Below are 21,145 nucleotides of genomic sequence, written 5' to 3'. Positions count from 1 at the left end.
GTTCAACCCGAGGGGGCTGCGATGACACGGGCTGCGATGACACGGGCTGCGATGAGAAAGCTCCTGGCCTCGTGCCTGACCGCCGTGCTCGTCGCGACCGGCTGCGGGCTGAGCGACGGCGGGTCCGTCCCGCTCCCCGTCGGTCCCGGACCCGGCGGCCCCACCCCTGCGCTGGAGGGTGTCCGGGTGACGGTCGGCGGCAAGGACTTCACCGAGGGTGTGATCAGCAGCTACCTGGTGGAGTTCCTGCTGGCCGCCGCGGGCATGGAGGTCTCGGACATGTCCTCCCTGGCCGGGTCCAACAGCTTCCGCCAGGCCCTCATCTCCGGCCAGGTCGACATCGGCATGGAGTACACCGGCACCGCCTGGATGAGCTACCTGGGCAACTCCGAACCGATCCGCGACCCCGAGGCCCAGTGGGCGGCGGTGCGCGACGCCGACCTCGCCGGGCACGACATCAGGTGGATGCGGCCCACGACGGTCGACAACACCTACTCGTTCGCGATGAGCCGGGCCACCGCCGAGGAGACCGGGGTGCGCACGTTCTCCGACTACGCCCGACTGGTCCGGTCCGACCCCGGGTCCGCGCTGACCTGCATGGAGACCGAGTTCTCGGTGCGTCGGGACGGCTGGCCCGGGCTGGCCCAGGCGTACGGCTTCGACGCGGCCGCCGTGCCCACGCCGATCATGCAGCCCGGCATCATCTACCAGGCCACCTCCGTCGGGCGCGAGTGCCGGTTCGGCGAGGTCTACACCACCGACGGCCGGGTCAAGGGCCTCGACCTGGTGGTCCTCGAGGACGACCGGCGCTACTTCCCCGTCTACAACCTCGCGACCGTGATCCGGGGGGAGTTCCTCGACGCCCACCCGGAGATCGAGGAGGTCCTGGCCCCGCTCGTGGACGTCCTGACCAACGAGGTGATGGTGGAGCTCAACATGCGGGTCGACGTGGACGGCGACGACCCCGCCCTGGTCGCGAGGGACTTCCTGGTGGAGCGGGGACTCGTCTCCGCGGAATGACCGTGCGGCCGGCCCGGTGATCGCGGACAATCGGGGGCAGGTGCCAGAGGAGGATGCACATGCCCAGGAATTCGCTCGGCTCGCTGCCGCGGGCGGCGTCGCGGCTGCCGCGCATGGCGCCGGACATGTCCCGGCTGCCGGCGGGGAGGATCGTCACCCTCGCCGACGACGTCACGACCAGGCTCTACGACACCGGGGAGGAGCACCTCAGGCCGGTGGTCCTGCTGCACGGCATGGCCGCGACCGGGATGCTCAACTGGTACCAGACCTTCCAGCGCCTACAGGGCGAGTACCGGCTCATCGCCTTCGACCAGCGCTGGCACGGCATGGGCCACCACGGCGACTTCGGGTTCCAGGCGCTGGGTGAGGACGTCCTGCGCGTGGTGGACCACCTCGGGTTGGAGAGCCCGATCATCGGTGGCTACTCCATGGGCGGGCTCGTGGCCCAGCTCGCCGCCCGAACGGACCCGTCCCGCCTGGGCGGACTGGTGCTGGCCGCCACCGGCACCGGAGCCGAGCGCAACGCGCTGGAGAAGATCACCCTCGGCGGGTTCCTGCGGTCGAGTCCGCTGCTGAACGCGGTGCCCGTCGAGATCGCCCGGGAGATCAGCGAGGAGACCCCCTCTCCCCACGCCTGGGCGCTCCGGGAACTGTCCTCGGTGTCCTTCGCCACCCATCGGACCGTGATCGGCGAGGTCGCCCGCTTCAACTCCACGTCCTGGCTCCACGAACTGGACCTGCCGGTGGCGATCATCAAGACCACCCGCGACATCGCGTTCCCCCAGTGGATCCAGGACGAGATGGCGGACCTGCTGCCCCGCAGCGCGGTGTTCCCCGTCCACGCGGGTCACGCCGTGTGCGCCACCCAACCCGGGACCTTCGCGCGCCGGATGCGCACGGCGATCGGGTGGGTGGCCTCCAACGCGGGACCGCGGCTGGGGGCTCAGAGCGCGGAGTAGCGCACCGCGGTCACCACAAAGACGACCAGGGCCGACGCGCCCAGGACCACCGCCCACAGGCCCCTGCGGGCGTTGGGCTCCTCGTTGGTCAACCACCCGGTGGGCCAGCGGGCGAGCAGCCCGAAGGCCACCGCCATGAGGGCCGCGATGAACGCGACGATGTTGATCAGCGGCACCCAGGACACCGCGAGTGCGCCGACCCCGAGCACCAGGGCGCGGGTCCCCAGGTCCATCCCCCCGGACGACCCCGTCCGCGCGGGCGGGCGTCGGGCGGGACCACGTGGGGGCATGCGGCCAGCCTAGCCGCGCGGTCGCCCCCGGTGATCCTCCAGACGGGCGACCCGGCGGACCCCGGCGGTCTGCCGGTACGAGGACTCGACCAATTCGGTCACCTCGTCCCAGTCCACGGTCCCGGCGTCCAACGGCAGCGCCAGCCATCCGGCCGGTCCGTGGTAGGCCGGGACGTGGAACCGCACGTCCCGCTCCAGTGCCGCCCGCTCCCCCGGGTCTGGCAGGAACAGCAGGGCCCGCGCCAGCAGCGGGTGGGAGTGCTCGCCCCTGACCGACCCGCCGTAGACCGCGAACACCCTGGTCGTGAACCAGTTGGGGCGGCCGTGGGAGACCTTCTCCGCCGCGTCCGGCAGCGCGAGGCAGGTCGCGCGCAGGCGGGCGAGCAGCGGATCGGCGGCGTCGAACATGATCGGGTGGGCCACGATCGCCAGGTTACGTCCCGCTCACAGGTGGACGTCGTTGTAGGCGCGCTCGTCCTCGATCGGCTCGAGGTGGGAGGTGATGTGGGAGTGGGGCAGGGCCGCGTGGATCTCCTGTTCGACCTTCTCCGCCAGGTCGTGGCCGCGGTCCACGCTCCACTCCCCCGGCACGAGGGCGTGGAACTCCACGAACCGCCACTTGCCCGACTCCCGGGTCCGCAGCTCGTGGAAGTCCACACGCCCCGGCTCGCGGTGACGCTCGAGCACCTCCTCGATCAGCCGGTTGTCCCCCTCCGGCAGCGTCGCGTCCATCAGCCCCATCCCCGACTCGTGGACCAGCCTGTAGCCGACGAACAGGATGTTCAGGCCCACCCCGATGGCCACGATCGGGTCGAGCACGTTCCAGCCGGTGATCCACGCCAGCCCCAGACCGACCGCCACGCCGACCGAGGTGACGACGTCGGTGATGAGGTGCTTGCCGTCGGCCTTCAGGGTCGGCGACCGGTGCCGGTCACCGGCGCGGACGAGCGCCACCCCCACCGCGCCGTTGATCGCCGCGGCGACGAGCGAGATCAGCAGGCCCACGCCCAGCGACTCGAGCGGGACCGGGTTGATCAGCCGCTCCACGCTGACGACCAGGATGAACGCGGCGGCGACGAAGATCATCGCGCCCTCGACCCCGGCGGAGAAGTACTCGGCCTTGGAGTGCCCGTACTGGTGGTCGTCGTCGGCCGGGCGCTCCGAGACGGTGACGGCGCCCAGCGCGATGACCGCCGCCACGAGGTTGACCACGGACTCGGCCGCGTCGGAGAGCAGTCCCACCGATCCGGTCACCCACCAGGCGATCACCTTGAGCGCGATGGTGACGATCGCGGTGGCCACGGACAACCACGCGAACTTCTTCAGAGTCGACACGTCGTGAGAGCGTAGTCGGCCGGGCGTCTCGCCCCTACCCGGCGCCCACAGTCGGTAGAGTCGACGGCATGCATGTGGGTCTTTTCTGGCTGGGAGCGGCTGTACTGCTCGCCGCCGGTGAGGCGGCGGGCGGCGAGCTGTTCATGCTGATGCTCGCCGGCGGGGCCCTCGGCGGCTCGGCCGCCGCGTTCCTGGGTGCCCCGGTCTGGGGCCAGGCCCTGGCGTTCGCCCTCGTCGCCATCGTCCTGGTCGCGGGGGTCCGGCCCCTCGTCCGTCGCCGCCTCCTGTCCGCGCTGCCCGAGCACGACACCAACACCGCCGCGCTCACCGGGCGGGGCGGAACGGTGGTCGAGGCGGTAGGGCAGTCCGGCGGGCTCGTCCGGATCGCGGGCGACACGTGGACGGCCAGGGCACTGATCGAGGGCGAGAGTTTCGAGGCCGGCGAGAAGGTCCTGGTGCACGAGATCGACGGGGCCACGGCGGTCGTCGTGCGTGGCTTCTAGACACACAATCGGAGGAGAACCATGGGTGGCTTGATCTTCCTCGCCGTCATCATCGTCCTGATCGCCTCGGTGGTGGTGAGCTCCGTCAAGCTCATCCCACAGGCGGAGGCCGCGGTCATCGAGCGGCTCGGCCGCTATCAACGCACGGTGAGCGGGCAGCTCGCGCTGATCATCCCGTTCATCGACCGCGTGCGCGCCAAGGTCGACCTGCGTGAGCGGGTGGTGACCTTCCCGCCGCAGTCGATGATCACCGAGGACAACCTCACGCTGAGCATCGACACGGTGGTGTACTTCCAGGTCACCGACCCGAAGTCGGCCGTGTACGAGATCAACAACTACATCGTCGCCGTCGAGCAGCTGGCCACCACCACGCTGCGCAACGTCGTGGGCGGACTGACGCTCGAGCAGACGCTCACCAGCCGCGACATGATCAACAAGCAGCTGCGGGGGGTTCTGGACTCCGAGACCGGCCGGTGGGGCCTCCGGGTCGCCCGCGTCGAGCTCCGCTCGATCGACCCGCCCCCCTCCATCCAGGAGTCGATGGAGAAGCAGATGAAGGCGGACCGCGAGAAGCGCGCGATCATCCTCACCGCGGAGGGCCAGCGGGAGGCGGCCATCACCACCGCGCAGGGCGCCAAGCAGGCGGCGATCCTCGACGCCGAGGGCAACAAGCAGGCATCCATCCTCAACGCCGAGGCCGAGCGCCAGTCCCGCATGCTCCGCGCACAGGGCGAGCGGGCCGCGCGCTACCTCGTCGCCGAGGGGCAGGCGGCCGCGATCGCCCGCGTCAACGCCGCCGTGAAGGCCTCCAAGCCGACCCCGGAGATGCTGGCCTACCAGTACGTCCAGAACCTGCCGGAGATGGCCAAGGGCGACGCGGCCACCATGTGGATGATCCCGTCCCAGTTCGGCGATTCCCTCGAGACGTTCGCCAAGGCCGTCGCCAAGAAGGACGACGACGGGGTGTTCCGCTACGAACCGTCCGCCACCGACGGCGACGCCGAGCTGCCGTCCGCCCCCGAGCACTGGTTCGACACCTCCACCGACCCGGAGATCGCCCGGTCCGTGGCCGCCGCGGAGGCCGCCGCGCACGGTGCGTCGTCGACGGTCTCCGGGGAAGACCGGGGCCTGCCCAAGCCCAAGCCCGACGTGTTCGACATGGTTCCGGAGTCCGAGGGTGGCATCGCCCCGGACTCCCCGTCGCACCCCCAGGGACTCCCGGCGGGCGACGCTCCCGCGATCGGGGGTCCCCAGGCGCCGTAGGCCGGGCAGCCCCGGGGGGTGGATCCGGAAACCGAACAGAGCCACCACATGCGGTGACCCCACCCGGCCCCGGATGCCGCCGGGGCCGGACCCCGCCGCCCGGGGCCTGGACGTAGAATGGCGGGGTGACTCGCATCAGTGGCCGCGGCGGTGCCTGGGCACCCGATGCCGAGGACATCCGCCTGATCGAGGCGGCTGCCTCGGTCTTCGCCGAGCGCGGGATCAAGGGAACGAGCACCGACGACATCGCGAAGGCCGCCGGTGTGACCCGGGTGACCCTCTACCGCCGCCTGGGTCCCCGAGGTCAGATCATCCGAGAGATCTACGCCCACGAGGCGCAGCGGCTGATGATGCTGGTCAACTGGCGGTACACCCCGTTCGAATCCCTCGACTGGGACCCGGTCCGACACGTCGAGGACCTGCTGGTCGGAACGATCTTCGACATCCGCGAGAGCGAACTCCTCCGCAGGCTCGTCGAGGTGGACCGGGTCGAGGCCATGGCGGTGCTCGCCGGCGAATCCGACTCGGTCCTGGGTGGGATCACGGAGATCGTCGCGGAGTTCATCCGCAACACGTGGAACGCCGACGTCCACACCCGACCGATGGACGCCGAGGAGACGGAGTCGCTCTCGCGAGCGGTCGCCGGCGTGGTGGGGCGGTTCCTCCACTCGATCGTCGTGATGCCGGACGGCCCGCCGGTCGTGGAGTCGGAGGAGGAGATCCGGGCGCTCGCCCGGCAGGTCCTGGTTCCGATGATCCTGCAGCGTTGACAACCCCGCCGGCGGCCCGGATCGCGCCTCAGAGCGCCGTGGGCAGCGTCTCCGCGCCGAGCTCGTGCGCGAGGGCGGCCCGGATCCCCGGGTACCGGAACGGGTGGCCGAGGTCGCGGAGGGCTCCGGGATCGACCCTCTGGTCGGCCATGGCGAGTTCATCGGAACCGCGCGTGCCCAGGACGAGGGCGGGCGCGACGCCGGGGACCGGGATCAGCGTGGGCCGGTGCAGCACCGCACCCAGCGCGCGCGTGAAGTCGCGGTTGGTCACCGGCTCCGGGGCGACGGCGTTGACGTACCCGGTGAGGGTGGGGTCCACGACGGCGCGGAGGTAGACATCCGTGAGGTCGTCGAGGGAGATCCAGGACATCCACTGGCGACCGGAGCCCAGGCGGCCCCCCAGGCCGGTGCGGGTGATGGCGGCCAGCGGCGGCAGCATCCCTCCCGCAGCGGACAGGACGATGCCCGTCCGTACGGTGACCACCCGGGCCCGGGAGCGGCGCGCGGGGTCGCAGTCGGCCTCCCACCCGGCCACGATCTCGGCCAGGGGACCGGAGCCCGCGGCCGCATCCTCGGTCAGGATCTCGTCGCCGCGGTCGGCGCCGTAGTAGCCGATCGCCGAGGCGGACACCATGGCCGTCGCGCCGTCGCGCGCGGCGACGAGCTCGGCGAGACGACGGGTGGGCCCGATGCGGCTGTCCCGGACCGTGGCCAGGTGCGCGTCGGTGAACCGGCCGGCGATGGAGGCGCCGGCCAGATGGACCAGGACGTCGACGCCGTCCAGGAGGTCCGGGGCCGGGCCGGAGGGGTCCCACCGTCGCTCGTCCGGGCCACGGGGCGTGCCGCGGACAAGCCGGAGGACGCGGTGGCCGGCGACCCCGAGCAGCGCGGTCAGGGCGGTCCCGACCAGCCCGGAGGCCCCGGTGACGGCGACGGTCAGGGTGCGCCGGCCTTCCCCGTCGCCCGGTTGCCCGGAGAACCGGCGGATGCGGTCGAGGTCCATCGCCATGGTCCGGTAGCGGTACGCGAAGACCGGGGCGAGCATCCGCCCCGGAACCCTGGCGGTGACGCGGTCGCCCAGCAGGGCGGTCCCGTCCGGAGCCGCCGTGACGGTGTGGTGGTGTACCCACCCGGTGAGGCCCGCGTAGGGCTCGGAGACGCAGCGGTCCACGAACCGCTCCCCCTCGACGTACCCGCTCGAATCGTGCTGCGCGGTCCAGCGCGGACCGAACCGCACCCCCAGGGGGCCGGGGAGCGCGGTCCGCGGCTCCAGGACCGCCGTCCCGTCGCGCAGCGAGTCCGCCTGGCGGACCGGCCGCAGCGGCATGAACGGCGGGGAGATCCGGACGAACGCCCCCGGGGCGGCGAGGTAGTCCCACGCCTCGGCCGCTCCGGCCGGGATCGAGCAGGTCAGGTCGATGCTCATCGGTCGCTCCCGGGGTCAGGGTTCGTCAGGGTCCGTCGGGGTTCGCGGCTCAGGGCAGCAGGCAGAGGGGAGTCGCGTCGCCGCGACCCCCGGCCATCGGCACGGTGAGGAAGGCGCAGGGCCACCAGCCGCGATCCTCGATGACCTGGCGCACGGTGGACCACTGTCCGGCGCCGAGGGCGGGCGTCCGGCTGAGGACGAATCCGGAGGACCGGGTCGGGTCACCGACGATCGCCAGGGAGTAGTCGTCCGCCAGGTACGTGATCCGGTAGTTGACCGGCCCGTTCTCGTCCTGGAACGGGACCTGGGGGAAGTTCACGCGCAGCGAGGCGTTGGTGTCCGTGTTCCGGATGGTCGCCTGGCCCTCGATCACCGAGTCCGAGCTGATGGCGGAGCCGCAGGTGTTGCGCACCGAGATCGTGTCGGGCGCCGTCCGCGCGTACTCGGCCGTGGTGTCGTTGGTGCACTGCAGGGTGTAGGGCTGAGGGATGGCCGCGACCTGGAACCACTTCCCCACGTATCGGTCGGGGTCGACGTAGCGGACCTGGCTCAACTCCGGCCCGCCGAGCGATCCCAGGGCGACGCCGTCGGGCAGCAGCTGCGAGGAGCCGCCGCCGAGACGGCCGCCGTCGGTGAGGTCCTGGGCCCCGGCCGTGGGCGCGGCGCCCAGCCCGGCCGCGAGCAGCGGGGCGACGGCGAGGGCGGTGACGAGCGAGCGGAATCGCGAACGGCGTGTGGTGGTCATGCGTGGATCTCCTGGGTGGTGTCGGTGGTGCCGGGATCGGGGGTGGACTCGGTGGGGCTCGCGGCGCGGCGGCGGGGGTCTCCCGGCCACCACACCCTGTCCCCGGTGATGGTGAAGAGCGCGGGGACCACGAGGGTCCGCACGATGAAGGTGTCGAGCAGCACGCCGAGGGCGACGATCACGCCGACCTGGGTGAGCACGATGAGCGGAAGCACGCCGAGCACCACGAACACCGACGCCAGCACGATGCCGGCGGACGTGATCACCCCACCGGTCAGGGCGACGGCCCGGACCATGGCCTCGCGGGTCTCGTGCGTGGCGGCCTCCTCACGGGCGCGGATGGTGAGGAAGATCGAGTAGTCCACGCCGAGGGCCACCAGGAACAGGAAGCTGAACAGCGGGACCGACACGTCCAGACCGGGGAAGCCGAGGATCTGGGTGGTGACGAAGGTCCCCAGTCCCAGCGCGGCGAGTGAGGACAGGACCGTCGCGCCCATCACGAGCAGCGGAGCGATGAGGGACCGCAGCACCAGCACCAGGACGAGGAAGACCACGAGAAGGATGAGCGGCGCGATCAACGTGAGGTCGCGGATGTTGCCGTCGGAGGTGTCGACGGCCTCGGCCACCGACCCGCCCACGATCGCCTCGGACCCGGGGATCGTGCGGACGGTCTCCCGCAGTGCCACGATGCTCTCCTCCGAGCGATCCGTGGCGGGCGCGGCGTCGAGGGTCACGCTGACGCGGGTCCATCCGGTGCCGGACTCGCCCGCGGGTCGTGCGGAGACGACGCCCTCGACACCCTGGACCGCCCCGAGGACGGCCCCCTCGGTCCCCGTCCGGGTGAGGACGGTGACCGGGTCCGTGACCCCGGCCGGGAAGTGCTCGGCTGCGGTGGAGAGGCCGTCCGCAGCCTCCGAGACGGTGCGAAACTGCTCGGTCTGGCTCAGTCCGACGCGCGTGCCGACCAGGCCGAAGGACAGGATCACCAGCAGCAGGACGCACGAGACGAGCACCCTGACGGGCCGCTTGACCACGCCGGCGGCGATACGACCCCAGGTCCCGGGCGGGACCTCGTCACGGAACCCCTCCGGCGTGCCGACGGCGCCCTTCGCCGAGCGTCGCCCTTCTCGCGTGCCGGCCCGGTCGCCCGGGCGGGGGATGAACGGCCAGAACAGTCCACGTCCACACACCGCGAGCGCGGCGGGCAGCGCCACGAGCGCGTAGGCCAGGGCGATGAGCAGGCCCACGGCCGCGGAGAGGCCGAGCGAGCGGTAGTTGGGGAGGGTCGCCAGCAGGAGCGTGAGCAGCGCCAGGACCACGGTGATGTTGCTCGCCAGGATCGCGGGGACGGCACCCCGGTAGGCGTCGCGCAGGGCGGTGCGGCGGTCGGCGGTCTTGCGGAGTTCCTCCCGGTATCTCGACACGAGGAGCAGCGCGTAGTTGGTGCCGGCACCAAAGACCAGGACGGAGACGATGCCCGAGGTCGAGGCGTCGACGGTCACGCCGATGGCCTCGCCGACCAGCGAGACGAGCAGGGCGGCGACCCGGTCCGCCACGCCGACCACGATGAGCGGCACGAGCCACAGGACCGGGGACCGGTAGGTGATGATGAGCAGCACGGCCACGACCAGCGCGGTCGCGGCGAGGAGCCGGAAGTCCGCGCCCTCGAAGGCGGCGGCGGTGTCGGCGGCGAACGCCGGGCCGCCGGTGAGCTCGGCCTTCACGCCGGGATCGAGTCCCTCGGCGATGGCCGCCCGCATCTCCTTGACCAGGTCGCGGCCCTCCTCGTTGGAGAGGACCTGCGCGTCGACGGGGACCAGCATCAGTGCGGCGGCCCCGTCCTCGGACGGGATGGGTCCCTGCGACGGGGCGCCCACGACCTCGGCCATGCGCTCACCCGCACCGACCGCGGCGGCGAGGCCCTGCGGGCCCAGCTCTCCCCCGTCGTCCCGGGAGATCACCAGGACCGCGGGGACCGACCCGGCGTCGGGGAAGTCCTGCTGGATCTGCGAGACGAGGGCCGCCTCGGAGTCGTCCGGCAGCGTCTGCGGCGCCTCGGAGGATCCCTCCGACGAGGCGAACGCGAACACCGCGCCCGTGGCCACCACCACGACCAGCAGCATCAACCATGCGGTGAGCCTGCCCGTGAGGACTCCCACCCACCCTCGGTCCGTCCCGGTCGTCTCCACTGCGGAGCGCTCCGCTCTCATCGTGTTCCCTGTCTTCACGCGTTGTATTCGGAGAGGAACGCCTCGAGGATGGCGTTGACCTCGTCTGGACGTTCCATCGTGGGCGAATGTCCCGCCCCCGGGATCTCGTGGTAGCTGGTCGTGGCGATCAGGTCGACCAGTCGGCGGGACTTCTCCGGTGGCGTCGCCGCGTCCTCCGCCCCCACCACGACCAGGGTCGGCGCGATGATCCGGATGGCCTCGTCCTCACACGGATCGCGATCGGCGACGGACTCGATGGCCTTGACCATCCCCGTCCGGTCGACCCGCTCGAGCATCGTCATCCACTGCTCGACCCACGGGGCGGTGATGTTGCGGTCGGCCAACATGATCGGCGCGACCCTGGACCGCAGCGGTTTGATCCCCGCCACCCGGTACACCTTGGAGAGCTTCTTGTACTTGCTGCGGTTGGCCGGCTCCTCCGCGGTCGCCGCGGTGTCGAGCAGGGTGAGCGAGTGCACGACCTCCGGGTTGCGGGCCGCCAGTCGGATGCCCACGAAGCCGCCCATGGACAGGCCGACGAAGTTGACCACCGGGATCCGCAGGTGACGCAGGAGTTCGGACACGTCGACAGTGAGGGTGTCCATGTCGTAGCCGCCCATTGCGCGGGGCGAGTCGCCCTGGCCTCGGAAGTCGATCGTCACGCACCGGTACCGGTCCTTCAGGTGCGCGATCTGGTGCTGGAACATCCAGCCGGAGAACAGCAGTCCGTGGGCGAAGAACACCACCGGGGCGTCCTCCCGCCCCGCGGGCGCGCCGGTGTCGGTGTAGGCGATCGTGGTGTGGCCGCGCTGGAAGGTGGGCATCGGGGCGCTCCTGGGATGGCTCACGGCCGCGGGTCCGGCCTCTACGGTCGTACGATACGGTCGGACGGCGGCCCCCGAGGTCACCTCAGGGTGATCAGCGCCCTCGGGCCATCCGGCCCCGCGGCCCGTTCGAGGTGCTGGTGCTCGTTGACGGCGATGCAGGTCATCCCGCCCCTGCCCACCACCACGCGGGCGACCCCGGTGTTGACGGTCACGCGCTGGAGCCGCGCCCACAGCCCCACCACGCCCTCCGGGTCGGCCAGCAGCCCGGCGACCGCCAACGAGATGGTCCCCGCCGAACTGACCACGACGGTCGTCCTGCCCGACCCGGACCGCGCCGCCGCGTCCTCGACGGCCGACCTCGTCGCGGCAGAGTAGTCCTCGAAGGCCGCGAGCCCGGCCCAGTGGCCGAGCGCGGCGTCGAGTTGGCGCTGGAAGGCCTGCTTGGCCTCGTCGGAGGACCCGGCGGTGTCGAGGGTGCCGTGGTCGTGTCCCAGGCCGGCCTCGCGGGCGGCGGCGAGCACCTCGTCGGCGTCGTACTCGGCCCAGCGGTCGTCGAGCTCGACTGGGCAGTCCCAGCCGGCGCCCTCCCGCAGGCCGTCGAGGAGTCCCTCGGCGGTCTCGCGCTGACGCCGCAGGCCGCCGTGGATCACCACGTCGGGCCTGAGCCCCCGGGCCGCCATGTCCCGCCCGGTGAGGCGGGCCTGGAGGTGGCCCGTCTCCGAGAGCCGGTCGTAGTCACCGGTGCCGAACGACGCCTGGCCGTGGCGGACGAGGTGGATGGCCCCCATCAGGACCGGCCCCCGATCCCGTCCAGGAGCTCGACGATCCTGTTGCGCGCATCGTGCACCCCGCCGGCGAGGAGCGGCAGGACGACCCGCGGGATCCCGCGCAGCTCCGGGATCACGTCGCCCGGACCGATCCGCGTGGGCGACAGGCGGCCTTCCCCGGTGCGGATGATCCGGAGGCAGCGTTGCTCGAGGAAGGACACGGCGGGCCGGAAGGCGCGGAACGCCGGGTTGGTGGTCTGCCCGTGGTAGTAGCGGTGGTTGATCTGTTGGGCGATCACCGCCAGCCGGAACAGCCCGAACACCTCATAGAAGCGCCAGCTCCCGGCGTCGATCTCCAGGCCGGACTTCTCCGCGTAGCGCTCGACCACCTGCTGCCGGGTGAGCATCCCCGGGGCGTTGGTGGGCTGGCGCCGGAACGCCGTGAACACCGGGCCGTCGCCCTCCTGGACCCAGTAGGCCAGGGCGCCGCCGAGGTCCATCAGCGGGTCGCCGACGGTGGCCATCTCCCAGTCCAGGACGCCGATGACGTGGGTGACGTCGGCGGGGTCCAGGACCAGGTTGTCGAACCGGAAGTCGTTGTGGATCAGGCAGTGCCCGACGTCCTCGGGCTGGTGGGCGGACAGCCACTTCATCACCGGCACGAAGTCGGGTACGTCGGGCGTCCGGGCGCGGCGGTAGCGGGCGGACCAGCCCTCGACCTGGCGGCGGACGTAGCCGTCGCCGCGGTCGAGGTCGTCCAGGCCCGCGGCCGAGATGTCCACGGAGTGCAGCTCGACCAGGGCGTCGACGGCGCTCTCCGCCAGCCGGCGGGTGGTGACCCTGTCCAGCCGGAGCTCGCGGGGGATCTCCTTGCGCAGGATGACCCCCTCGACACGCTCCATGACGTAGAAGTCGGAGCCGATGACCGAGTGGTCCTCGCACAGCCCGACCATCCGCGGTACCAGCGGGTACACCGCCCGCAGCGCCGCCTGGACGCGGTATTCCCGCTTCATGTCGTGCGCGCCGCGGGCCTTGGTCCCGGCGGGCGGGCGACGCATCACCAGGTCCACGCCCGGGTAGCGCAGGACGTAGGTGAGGTTCGACGCGCCCCCGGAGAACTGGCTCACCTCCGGGATGACCGGCTCGTCGTCGTCGCCCAGGTCCGTCCCCGCCAGCACGGTCGGGTCGGCCGGGGTGATGGAGCGCAGCCAGGCGGCCACCGCCTCGACGTCGAACGCGTCCTCGGCACGCACGGCGCTCGCGCCGGGGATCCGGCGGCTGAGCGGCGAGGCGCCCTCGGGGCGGGTCATCGCACGCCCCCCGCGGTCGCGCCCGCGGCGGCGTCCCGGTACGGCGCGAGCAGGGCGCGGGCGACCACGCCGAGGTGGACCTCGTCCGGGCCGTCGGCCAGCCGCAGCGAGCGCGCGGTGGCGTACGCGCCGGCGAGCGGGAAGTCGTCGCTCATCCCCCCGCCGCCGTGGAGCTGGAGGGACATGTCGATGACCTGCTGCGCCATGCGGGGCACGGCGGCCTTGATGGCGCTCACCTCCACGGCGGCCGCGCCTGCCGTGTCGAGCGTCCAGGCGGCGTGCAGCACCAGCAGGCGGGCCTGGTCGATCGCGATGCGGGCCTCCGCCAGCCTCTCGCGGTTGCCGCCCAGGTTGACGATGGGTTTGCCGAACGCGACTCGGCTCGACGCCCGGCGGCACGCCAGGTCCAGCGCCATCTCCGCCAGGCCGATCAGCCGCATGCAGTGGTGGACGCGGCCGGGGCCCAGCCGGCCCTGGGCGATCTCGGCGGCGCGGCCCGGCCCGGCGATGATGTTCGACACCGGCACCCGGACGCCGTCGAGGGAGACCTCGCCGTGGCCGAGCGGCTCGTCGTACACCCCCTGCGCGGTGAGCATCCGCTCGACGCGGACCCCGGGGGCGTCCATCGGCACCAGCACCATCGAGTGCCGCAGGTAGCGGTGGGCGTCCGGGTCCGACACCCCCATGAAGATCCCGACCCGGCAGTCCGGGTGGCCGACGCCGGTGGACCACCACTTGCGGCCGTCGAGCACCACCTCGTCGCCCTCGACGCGGGCGGTCGCGGCCATGGTCGAGGCGTCCGAGGAGGCCACGGCGGGCTCGGTCATGAGGAACGCGCTGCGGATCCGCCCGTCGAGCAGCGGGTCCAACCAGCGGTCCTTCTGCTCCTGCGATCCGTACTTGAGCAGGACCTCCATGTTCCCGGTGTCGGGGGCGTTGCAGTTGAACACCAGCGGGGCGAGGAAGGACCGGCCCATCTCCTCGGCGACCGGCGCGTAGTCGGTGTTGCTCAGGCCGGCACCGCCGCGGGTGCCGTGGCGCTCGGCGTAGGGGCCCTCGTGGCCGGCGGGCAGGAAGAGGTTCCACAGCCCCTGCTCGCGCGCCCTGGCCTGCAGTTCCGTGACCCTCGGGTCGACGGCCCACGGGTCCTCCCCGGCCAGCCGGCGGCGGGCGACGTCGGCGTGGATCTCGGGCTCGACCGGGGCGATGCGCGTGTCGATGAACTCACGGACGGCCGCGGTGAGCTCGGCGGCGCGGGGCGAGGCGGAGAAGTCCATGCCATGCATCGTGGCACACCCGGGTGAACAGTCCCCGCACTCCGCCGCCGCGCGCCGGGCCGGGGGCCGTGAGCGCGGGCGGGGTCCGGTGTCCCACAATGGCGGTACGGAGACGGCCTCCACGGCCCGCGGTACCGCGGGCCGTCCAGCGAGAGCGAGACGCGGACGATGCTGCCGGAGACCGAGGCGTGGTTCCGAGACCGAAGCCTGGCCGCCCGGGACTTCGATGCCGCCGCGGTGACCGCCGCCAAGAACGGTCGTCGCCTGTCGGTCGTGCTGCCCGCCCGCGACGAGGAGGCCACGGTCGGCGCGATCGTCACCGCCCTGCGCGAGCACCTGGTCGAGGCCGTGCCGCTGCTCGACGAGATCGTGGTGATCGACTCCGACTCGGTGGACGACACCGCCCGGGTCGCCCGCGAGGCCGGCGCCAGGGTGTACGCGCAGTCGGAGATCCTGCCGGAGTGGGGGTCGGTCCCGGGCAAGGGCGAGGCGCTGTGGAAGTCGCTGGCGGTGACCACGGGCGACATCGTGGCCTTCATCGACGCCGACCTGCGCGACTTCGACCCGTCGTTCGCGCTCGGGTTGCTCGCGCCCCTGGTGACGGACCCCTCGCTGGGCTTCGTCAAGGGCTGCTACGACCGGCCGCTCGCCGACGGGGCCACGGTGTTGCCCTCGGGCGGGGGCCGCGTGACCGAGCTGGTGGCCCGGCCGCTCATCGACGCCTGGTGGCCGGAGCTGGCGGGGTTCGCCCAGCCGCTGGCCGGCGAGTACGCGGCCACCCGCGAGGTCCTCGAGCGGATCCCGTTCGCGCGCGGCTACGGGGTGGAACTCGCCCTGCTGGTGGACGTGTGGAAGCTGGTCGGCCTCGACGCGATGGCCCAGGTGGACCTGGGCACCCGGCGGCATCGCAACTCCCCCGACGTCGCGTTGGCCCGGATGGCGGCCCAGATCCAGCGCACCGCGTGGGAGCGGCTCGTCCGAGAGGGTCGGCTCAGCACATCCGCGGAGCCCGACCACCGGCTCACCACCTTCACCCGCTCGGGCGCGGGTACCTACTCGCCCACCACCACGCTCGTCGAGACCGGCGACCGTCCCCCGATGGGTCAGGTGCGGGCCCGGCCCCGGGCCGGGTCCTGAGGGTCGGGTCCTGAGGGTCGGGGACGGGCCGGGTGGCGTATACCCCACCGGTATGTGGATCATGGTGGCGTGACCACACCCCCGACCGTCGCCCCGGCCGGCCCCGCGGCCTTCGCTCCCGCCCGGGCGGCCCTCGCCGCGCTCGGGACGTTCCTGCTCATCGGCATCCCCACCGACATCCTGCCCAACCCGGTCTTCGGCCGCGAGGTGCCCGTGCGCTGGTGGGAGTATCCCGTCCTCGCCGCGACCGTGCTCCTCACCGCCGCGTGGTTCGGTATCCGCTCGGCGCGGGAGGCCCGGGGCGACACCCCCGGCGACGACGACGAGGAGGCCTCCGACCGGCCCGTCCTGGTCACCGCGGGGATCATGACGGCGTGGTTCGCGGTGGCGTGTCCGGTGTGCAACAAGATCGTCCTGCTGCTGCTGGGCACGTCCGGGGCGCTCGGGTTCTGGGCGCCTCTGCAGCCGTGGCTGGCCGCGCTCTCGCTGGTGATGCTCGCCGGCGCGGTGGTCTACCGGTGGCGGGCCCGCCCCTGCGGGGACGGGTCGTGCGCGGTCACTGCGGGCCGGGGGACCGGCCGGGCGACCTCGGCCGCGCCGACCCCGTCAGCATCGGCGTCAGCGGGAGGACCGGCGGGAACGGGGAGGTCCTGAGCCCGGAGACGTCGAACCCGGCCTCGTCGAGCCGGCGGGCGGTGTCCCGGTTCGGCCGACACCCACCCCCCACCCTGCTCCACACCGGGGCGATCCGATCCGCCACCCGGCCGAGCGCTCCGTCCGCGCGGACGTGCTCGAGGAGCCGGAGCTCGCCGTCGGGCGCCAGGACCCGTCGGGCCTCGGCCAGGGCGGCCGCGACGTCGGGCACGGTGCACAACACCAGGCCGAACACCACGGCGTCGGCCTCGCCGTCCGCCAGCGGAAGCGCCTCGGCCACGGTGTCGACGACCTCCACCCGGACCGGAGCCCCCGCGGCGTAGCGGAGCGCGTGCGCGCGCAGATGCGGGTCGGGTTCCACGGCCACCACCCGCGTGACCTCCGGCGGGTAGTGCTCGAAGGTCACCCCGCTTCCCGCGCCCACCTCGACCACGGTGCCGTGCAGGTCGGCGACCAGGCGCCGCCGGGAGTCGGCCAGCCCGACGCGCTCGAGCAGCGGACTCGCCACCACCCACGCGCGCGCGAACAGCGAGACGTCATTGCGATCGGCCATACCCACCCCCGGATCTCGACCCGGTATCCCACGGCCCGGCGGGATTCCCGATACCGTGGAGGGTATACGCAACGACCTCCGGCGTCACCGGGAATCGTGTGACAGAAACGGGTGATCCGCACATGACCGACTCCACCACCCTCCCCGCCTGGGACCGGGTCCTGGCCGTGGTCGCCCATCCCGACGACGAGTCGTTCGGCCTGGGCGCCATCCTCTCGACCTTCGCCGCCGCGGGCGCGGCCGTGGACGTCCTGTGCCTGACCCGGGGCGAGGCGTCGACCCTCCACGGCGTGGAGGGCGACCTGTCCGAGATCCGCGAGCACGAGCTGCGGGCCGCCGCGGACGCGCTCGGGGCCCGGCGGGTGGACCTGCGCCCCCTGCCGGACGGCGGGCTCGCCGGGCTGGCGGAGTCGGTGCTGGACCGCGAGGTCGAGCGCGCGGTCTCCGCGACCCGCCCCGACGGCGTGATCACCTTCGACACCACCGGGATCAGCGGCCACCCCGACCACGTGGCCGCCGCCGAGGCCGCCATCCGCGCGGGCGGACGCCACGGCCTCGGCGTCCTGGCGTGGACCCTGCCGGACGAGATCTGCCGGGCGCTGTCCGGGGAGGGCTTCGCGGGATTCCTCGGCCGACCGGCCACGGAGATCGACCTGGTCCTCGCCGTGGACCGCGCCGCCCAGCGGGACGCCGTGGAGTGCCATCCCAGCCAGGCCGTGCCCGGCAGCGTGCTGTGGAGGAGACTCGAACTGCAGGGCGACACCGAGCACCTCCGGTGGCTCCGCCGCCCCTGAGCGGATCGCCCCGCCGCACCCCACCGCCTCACCGCACCGAAAGGACCACCTCCCGTGGACGCCTCCGACTGGAACGCCCGCTACCTCGCCCAGCCCGACGTGTGGGGGACGACCCCCGCCGCCCGGATCGTCTCGGAGGTCACCAGCGCCGAGGACGCCGGCCTGTCCGTCGGGACGGCCATCGACCTGGCCTGCGGTGACGGCCGGCACGCACGCTGGCTGGCCGCCCACGGGTGGCGGGTGCAGGCGGTCGACTTCTCCGAGGTCGCGATCGAGCAGGCCCGCGCCAAGGACTCCGATGACGGCCGCAGCGGCAGCGTCGAGTGGGTTGTCGGTGACGCCACGACCTGGGCGCCGTCCGACCCCGTCGACCTCGTGGTGATCGGATTCCTCCACCTCCGACTGGACACGCTCGCCCGGGTCCTGGGCGACGTGGGCGGCTGGCTGCGCCCCGGCGGGCACCTGGTGTACCTCGGCCACGCCGCCGAGAACCTGAGCCGCGGAGTCGGCGGGCCGCAGGACCCGACCGTGCTACCCGGCATCGCGGACCTGGCCCGGGGGGCGGAGGGGCTCGAGGTGGTCTCGCTGCGCCACGACCTGCGGCCGGCGGGCAAGGCCACCGCCGTCGACGTGCTCCTGCACGCCCGGTCCTGGGTCCGCAGGTGACCGGGTCTGGGCTCCTGGAGCGGGAGCGGGTCCAGAGGCGCATCCTCACCGTCCTGATCCTGGGGCAGCTGCTCGCCGGCGCCGGGCTGGCGGCCGGCGTGACCGTGGGCGCGCTGCTCGCCGAGGACCTGCTCGGCGGCCCGGGGCTGTCCGGACTGCCGTCCGCGCTGTTCACCGGCGGGTCCGCCCTCGCCGCGGTGTTCGTGGGCAGACTGTCCCAGGCCCGCGGCCGGCGGCCGGGACTCGCGGCCGGCTTCGCGTTCGGCGCTCTCGGCGCGGTCGGGATCGTCGTGGCCACGTCCCTGGAGTCGCTGCCGCTGCTGTTCGCCGCGTTCGTGGTCTACGGCTCCGGCACCGCCACCAACCTGCAGGCCCGTTACGCCGGCGCCGACCTCGCCACCCCCGCGAGCCGCGCCCGGTCACTGTCCTACGTCCTGCTCGGCACCACCGCCGGCGCCGTGGCGGGGCCCAACCTCGTCGGGCCCACGGGCGCGTTGGCGGAGTCGATGGGTCTCGCGCCCCTGGCCGGTCCCTTCCTGCTCGCCGCAGCGGCCTACGGCGGCGCGGCCCTCGTCATCTCCCTCCTCCTGCGGCCCGATCCGCTGCTCGAGGCGCGACGGTGGGAGGCCGCGGACACCGACGCCGAGGCGGCCTCGTCGTCGTCGACCTCATCCCACCCCGGGGACGACACCGGCCCCGCCGCCCCGGCCCGCGTGTGGAACGCCGACGTCATCACCGGCGTGGTGGTGATGGCGCTGACCCAGTTCGTCATGGTCGGGCTGATGACCATGACGCCCGTGCACATGCGCGCGCACGACCACGCCGTGACCGTGGTGGGGCTGGTGATCTCGCTGCACGTGGCCGCGATGTTCCTGCCCGCGCCGCTGTCGGGACTGCTGGTGGACAAGTTCGGCAGCCGCGCCGTCGCGGTGTCGGCGGGCCTGGTGCTGTTGGCCTCCGGCGTGCTGGCCGCGGTCGCCCCGCCCGAGTCCACGCTGCTGGTCACCGTCGCGCTGATCCTGCTGGGGCTGGGCTGGAGCCTGGGGCTGGTGGCCGGCACGACCGTGCTGACGACGTCGGTCCCGCTGGCGGTGCGCGCCACCGTGCAGGGTCAGGCCGACGTGGCGGTGGCGCTGTCCGGCGCGGCGGGCGGCCTGCTGTCCGGCCTGGTGTTCGCGTGGATCGACTTCCGGGGCCTCGGCTTCTCGCTCGCGGCGCTCTCGCTGATCGTGGTGGCCGCGGTGCGACCCCGGCGGGCCCGACCCGTGGAGGTCACGGCACCGGTCGGCGGCTGACCGCCCCGCCCCGCGGCGCCGACGCGCGGGCCCGCTCGGCCAGGTCGACCCGCCACCACACCGCGAAGCCCCACAGGACGAACACCGCGTACACCAGGTACAACGCCGCCGACGGGTAGTAGCCCGCCTTGAGCAACAGCGGCACCCCCACGATGTCGACCGCGATCCACAGCAGCCAGAACTCGGTCCAGCCGCGGGCCATGCCGTAGGTCGCGAGGATCGAGCCGGTGAAGATCCACGCGTCCGCCCACGGGCCCCACGAGCCGAGCTGGGCGAAGAGCCAGCCGAACACCAGGGTCCCGGTGACCATGCCGACCACCAGACCCGCCCGCTGACGGCCGGTGGCCCAGTGCGGGTGGACCGCGGGCGCCTCGGCCCCCGCCTCACCCGGCAGGGCGGCGTTCGCGCGCTTGTCCCGCGACCAGCGCCACCATCCGTACAACCCCACCGCCAGGAACATGACCTGACGGCCGGCCTGGCCGTAGAGATCCACGTCCTGCGGGGTGTGGAAGACACCGCCGAGGAAGACGGTGAGCAGCGTCGCGTTGCCGACGATCCCCACCGGCCAGGCCCACACCACGCGGCGCATGCCGCCGATCGCTGCGGCCAGGCCGAAGACGTTGCCGACGATCTCGCGCCACAAGATCGGGACCCCGCCGATCGACACCTGCGCGTCGAGGAATTGCACGAGAAGGCTCATCGTGTGCCCCTTTCGCGGGCCAGACACAGACGGCCCAGGGCGTAAGACACGACGCCCACGGATCCACGGCATTCCGGCCACGGCCGCGTGAGGACGCGATGTTCTCTTCCATCCGGACTATGACCGTCGGCCCCGGGATCACACCGGGTCTGCTGACCCCCGCGCGTGCGATGGTCCGGACGCCGTGTCCGGTCCGCCGCGTGTGCGGGGCGCTCGCGGGCTCGCCGCCGGTCATGGGACCGGTGACATCACCGCCGGTGGGGAGTTCCACCCCGCCCTGAGAACGTGACCTAATCTGTACCCCCGCGCAAGCCGCGCCGCAAGCCAGGTCGAGCCGAGCCGCGTACAGCGCCACCACGCCGCGGGCACGCCGCAGGCACGCCGCGGACACGCCGCAGGCACGCCGCAGGCACGCCGCAGGCACGCCGCAGGCACGCCGCAGGCACGCCGCGGACACGCCGAGAAGAGGAAATCGTGCAGACCCACTCGGCCGATGCAGTCGAATCACTCTGCTCGGCAGACGGCAGACGGCAGACGGCAGACGGCAGACGGCAGACGGCGGCGGGCGCGGGGGCGGGCGCGGGGGCGCGGGGGCCGGGGGGATGCAGGGCGCGGGGGCGCGGTCAGCCGAGGGTGAGCTGGCC

The 21,145-nt window shown here is 73.0% G+C and carries 22 protein-coding genes and 1 riboswitch; of the genes, 10 read left to right on the top strand and 12 right to left on the bottom strand.

Features of this window, described 5'->3' with window-relative positions; translation table 11 throughout:
* Positions 1 to 51: 51 nt before the first annotated feature.
* Together Q0444_RS02665 and Q0444_RS02660 are read left to right on the top strand one after the other, a co-directional pair.
* Positions 52 to 1,020 (top strand): glycine betaine ABC transporter substrate-binding protein, encoded by a 969-nt coding sequence (locus Q0444_RS02665; protein WP_299021146.1) that lies wholly within the window; start codon positions 52 to 54, stop codon positions 1,018 to 1,020.
* 59 nt (positions 1,021 to 1,079) lie between these two features.
* On the top strand, positions 1,080 to 1,979 hold the full coding sequence (locus Q0444_RS02660) for an alpha/beta fold hydrolase (protein ID WP_299021143.1): 900 nt from the start codon (positions 1,080 to 1,082) through the stop codon (positions 1,977 to 1,979).
* Here the strand turns inward: Q0444_RS02660 and Q0444_RS02655 are convergent.
* Genes Q0444_RS02655 through Q0444_RS02645 form a run of 3 tightly spaced genes read right to left on the bottom strand, consistent with a single transcriptional unit; the run spans position 1,964 to position 3,604 of the window.
* A complete protein-coding gene (locus tag Q0444_RS02655; RefSeq protein WP_291084455.1) occupies positions 1,964 to 2,269 on the bottom strand; it encodes a hypothetical protein in 306 nt (101 codons plus the stop codon). The two genes, Q0444_RS02660 and Q0444_RS02655, sit on opposite strands and share 16 nt — an antisense overlap.
* Positions 2,270 to 2,278: 9 nt before the next feature.
* On the bottom strand, positions 2,279 to 2,692 hold the full coding sequence (locus tag Q0444_RS02650) for an MmcQ/YjbR family DNA-binding protein (protein WP_291084458.1): 414 nt from the start codon (positions 2,690 to 2,692) through the stop codon (positions 2,279 to 2,281).
* Between the two features lie 21 nt (positions 2,693 to 2,713).
* Positions 2,714 to 3,604, bottom strand: a complete 891-nt coding sequence (locus Q0444_RS02645; RefSeq protein ID WP_299021136.1) for a cation diffusion facilitator family transporter — start codon at positions 3,602 to 3,604, stop codon at positions 2,714 to 2,716.
* Positions 3,605 to 3,672: 68 nt separating this feature from the next.
* Between Q0444_RS02645 and Q0444_RS02640 the strand changes: the two genes are divergently transcribed.
* From Q0444_RS02640 to Q0444_RS02630, 3 genes are all read left to right on the top strand, one after another.
* Entirely contained in the window at positions 3,673 to 4,107 is a 435-nt protein-coding gene (locus Q0444_RS02640; RefSeq protein WP_291084463.1) for an NfeD family protein, read from the top strand.
* Between the two features lie 21 nt (positions 4,108 to 4,128).
* The gene (locus Q0444_RS02635) at positions 4,129 to 5,370 is read left to right on the top strand and encodes an SPFH domain-containing protein (protein ID WP_291084466.1); all 1,242 of its coding nucleotides are present in this window, start codon (positions 4,129 to 4,131) and stop codon (positions 5,368 to 5,370) included.
* A gap of 125 nt (positions 5,371 to 5,495) precedes the next feature.
* Positions 5,496 to 6,140 (top strand): TetR/AcrR family transcriptional regulator, encoded by a 645-nt coding sequence (locus Q0444_RS02630; RefSeq protein WP_291084469.1) that lies wholly within the window; start codon positions 5,496 to 5,498, stop codon positions 6,138 to 6,140.
* 28 nt (positions 6,141 to 6,168) lie between these two features.
* On the opposite strand, the gene Q0444_RS02625 is transcribed toward Q0444_RS02630, so the two are convergent.
* The 7 genes from Q0444_RS02625 to Q0444_RS02595 all read right to left on the bottom strand — a co-directional run bounded on the left by Q0444_RS02625 (position 6,169) and on the right by Q0444_RS02595 (position 14,702).
* On the bottom strand, positions 6,169 to 7,566 hold the full coding sequence (locus Q0444_RS02625; protein ID WP_299021131.1) for a TIGR01777 family oxidoreductase: 1,398 nt from the start codon (positions 7,564 to 7,566) through the stop codon (positions 6,169 to 6,171).
* A 49-nt stretch (positions 7,567 to 7,615) separates the two neighbouring features.
* Positions 7,616 to 8,311 carry a lipocalin family protein gene (locus tag Q0444_RS02620; protein ID WP_291084476.1) on the bottom strand — a complete coding sequence of 232 codons (696 nt, stop codon included), beginning with the start codon at positions 8,309 to 8,311 and terminating at the stop codon, positions 7,616 to 7,618.
* Positions 8,308 to 10,434 (bottom strand): MMPL family transporter, encoded by a 2,127-nt coding sequence (locus Q0444_RS02615; protein ID WP_291084515.1) that lies wholly within the window; start codon positions 10,432 to 10,434, stop codon positions 8,308 to 8,310. Before Q0444_RS02615 ends, Q0444_RS02620 begins: the two co-directional genes overlap by 4 nt.
* A gap of 101 nt (positions 10,435 to 10,535) precedes the next feature.
* Positions 10,536 to 11,345 carry an alpha/beta fold hydrolase gene (locus Q0444_RS02610; protein ID WP_291084480.1) on the bottom strand — a complete coding sequence of 270 codons (810 nt, stop codon included), beginning with the start codon at positions 11,343 to 11,345 and terminating at the stop codon, positions 10,536 to 10,538.
* Between the two features lie 80 nt (positions 11,346 to 11,425).
* Complete coding sequence (locus tag Q0444_RS02605; protein ID WP_291084483.1) at positions 11,426 to 12,136, bottom strand: histidine phosphatase family protein; 711 nt, start codon at positions 12,134 to 12,136, stop codon at positions 11,426 to 11,428.
* Positions 12,136 to 13,425, bottom strand: a complete 1,290-nt coding sequence (locus Q0444_RS02600) for a phosphotransferase family protein (RefSeq protein WP_291084486.1) — start codon at positions 13,423 to 13,425, stop codon at positions 12,136 to 12,138. Before Q0444_RS02600 ends, Q0444_RS02605 begins: the two co-directional genes overlap by 1 nt.
* Positions 13,422 to 14,702, bottom strand: a complete 1,281-nt coding sequence (locus Q0444_RS02595) for an acyl-CoA dehydrogenase family protein (protein WP_299021125.1) — start codon at positions 14,700 to 14,702, stop codon at positions 13,422 to 13,424. The genes Q0444_RS02600 and Q0444_RS02595 overlap by 4 nt, the downstream gene beginning before the upstream one ends.
* Before the next feature lie 168 nt (positions 14,703 to 14,870).
* Between Q0444_RS02595 and Q0444_RS02590 the strand changes: the two genes are divergently transcribed.
* Positions 14,871 to 15,839, top strand: a complete 969-nt coding sequence (locus Q0444_RS02590; RefSeq protein WP_291084491.1) for a glucosyl-3-phosphoglycerate synthase — start codon at positions 14,871 to 14,873, stop codon at positions 15,837 to 15,839.
* 69 nt (positions 15,840 to 15,908) lie between these two features.
* Positions 15,909 to 16,493 carry a hypothetical protein gene (locus Q0444_RS02585; protein ID WP_299021122.1) on the top strand — a complete coding sequence of 195 codons (585 nt, stop codon included), beginning with the start codon at positions 15,909 to 15,911 and terminating at the stop codon, positions 16,491 to 16,493.
* Here the strand turns inward: Q0444_RS02585 and Q0444_RS02580 are convergent.
* On the bottom strand, positions 16,396 to 17,046 hold the full coding sequence (locus Q0444_RS02580) for a class I SAM-dependent methyltransferase (protein ID WP_299021119.1): 651 nt from the start codon (positions 17,044 to 17,046) through the stop codon (positions 16,396 to 16,398). The genes Q0444_RS02585 and Q0444_RS02580 overlap by 98 nt on opposite strands.
* Positions 17,047 to 17,168: 122 nt before the next feature.
* Between Q0444_RS02580 and Q0444_RS02575 the strand changes: the two genes are divergently transcribed.
* Genes Q0444_RS02575 through Q0444_RS02565 form a run of 3 tightly spaced genes read left to right on the top strand, consistent with a single transcriptional unit; the run spans position 17,169 to position 19,801 of the window.
* Positions 17,169 to 17,840: a PIG-L family deacetylase gene (locus tag Q0444_RS02575; RefSeq protein ID WP_299021116.1), complete on the top strand. Its 672-nt coding sequence runs from the start codon at positions 17,169 to 17,171 to the stop codon at positions 17,838 to 17,840.
* A 54-nt stretch (positions 17,841 to 17,894) separates the two neighbouring features.
* Positions 17,895 to 18,506, top strand: coding sequence for a trans-aconitate 2-methyltransferase (locus Q0444_RS02570; protein WP_291084500.1), 612 nt, complete (start codon positions 17,895 to 17,897; stop codon positions 18,504 to 18,506).
* Positions 18,503 to 19,801: an MFS transporter gene (locus Q0444_RS02565; RefSeq protein ID WP_299021112.1), complete on the top strand. Its 1,299-nt coding sequence runs from the start codon at positions 18,503 to 18,505 to the stop codon at positions 19,799 to 19,801. Before Q0444_RS02570 ends, Q0444_RS02565 begins: the two co-directional genes overlap by 4 nt.
* Here the strand turns inward: Q0444_RS02565 and pnuC are convergent.
* On the bottom strand, positions 19,779 to 20,501 hold the full coding sequence (gene pnuC / locus Q0444_RS02560) for a nicotinamide riboside transporter PnuC (protein WP_299021109.1): 723 nt from the start codon (positions 20,499 to 20,501) through the stop codon (positions 19,779 to 19,781). The genes Q0444_RS02565 and pnuC overlap by 23 nt on opposite strands.
* A 96-nt stretch (positions 20,502 to 20,597) precedes the next feature.
* Positions 20,598 to 20,790: riboswitch (FMN riboswitch) on the bottom strand.
* Positions 20,791 to 21,145 lie beyond the last annotated feature (355 nt).

It is taken from the genome of uncultured Dietzia sp., assembly GCF_937873725.1.
In the GTDB taxonomy this organism is placed as follows: Bacteria; Actinomycetota; Actinomycetes; order Mycobacteriales; family Mycobacteriaceae; genus Dietzia.
This window is presented reverse-complemented; position numbering and strand designations above follow the sequence as displayed.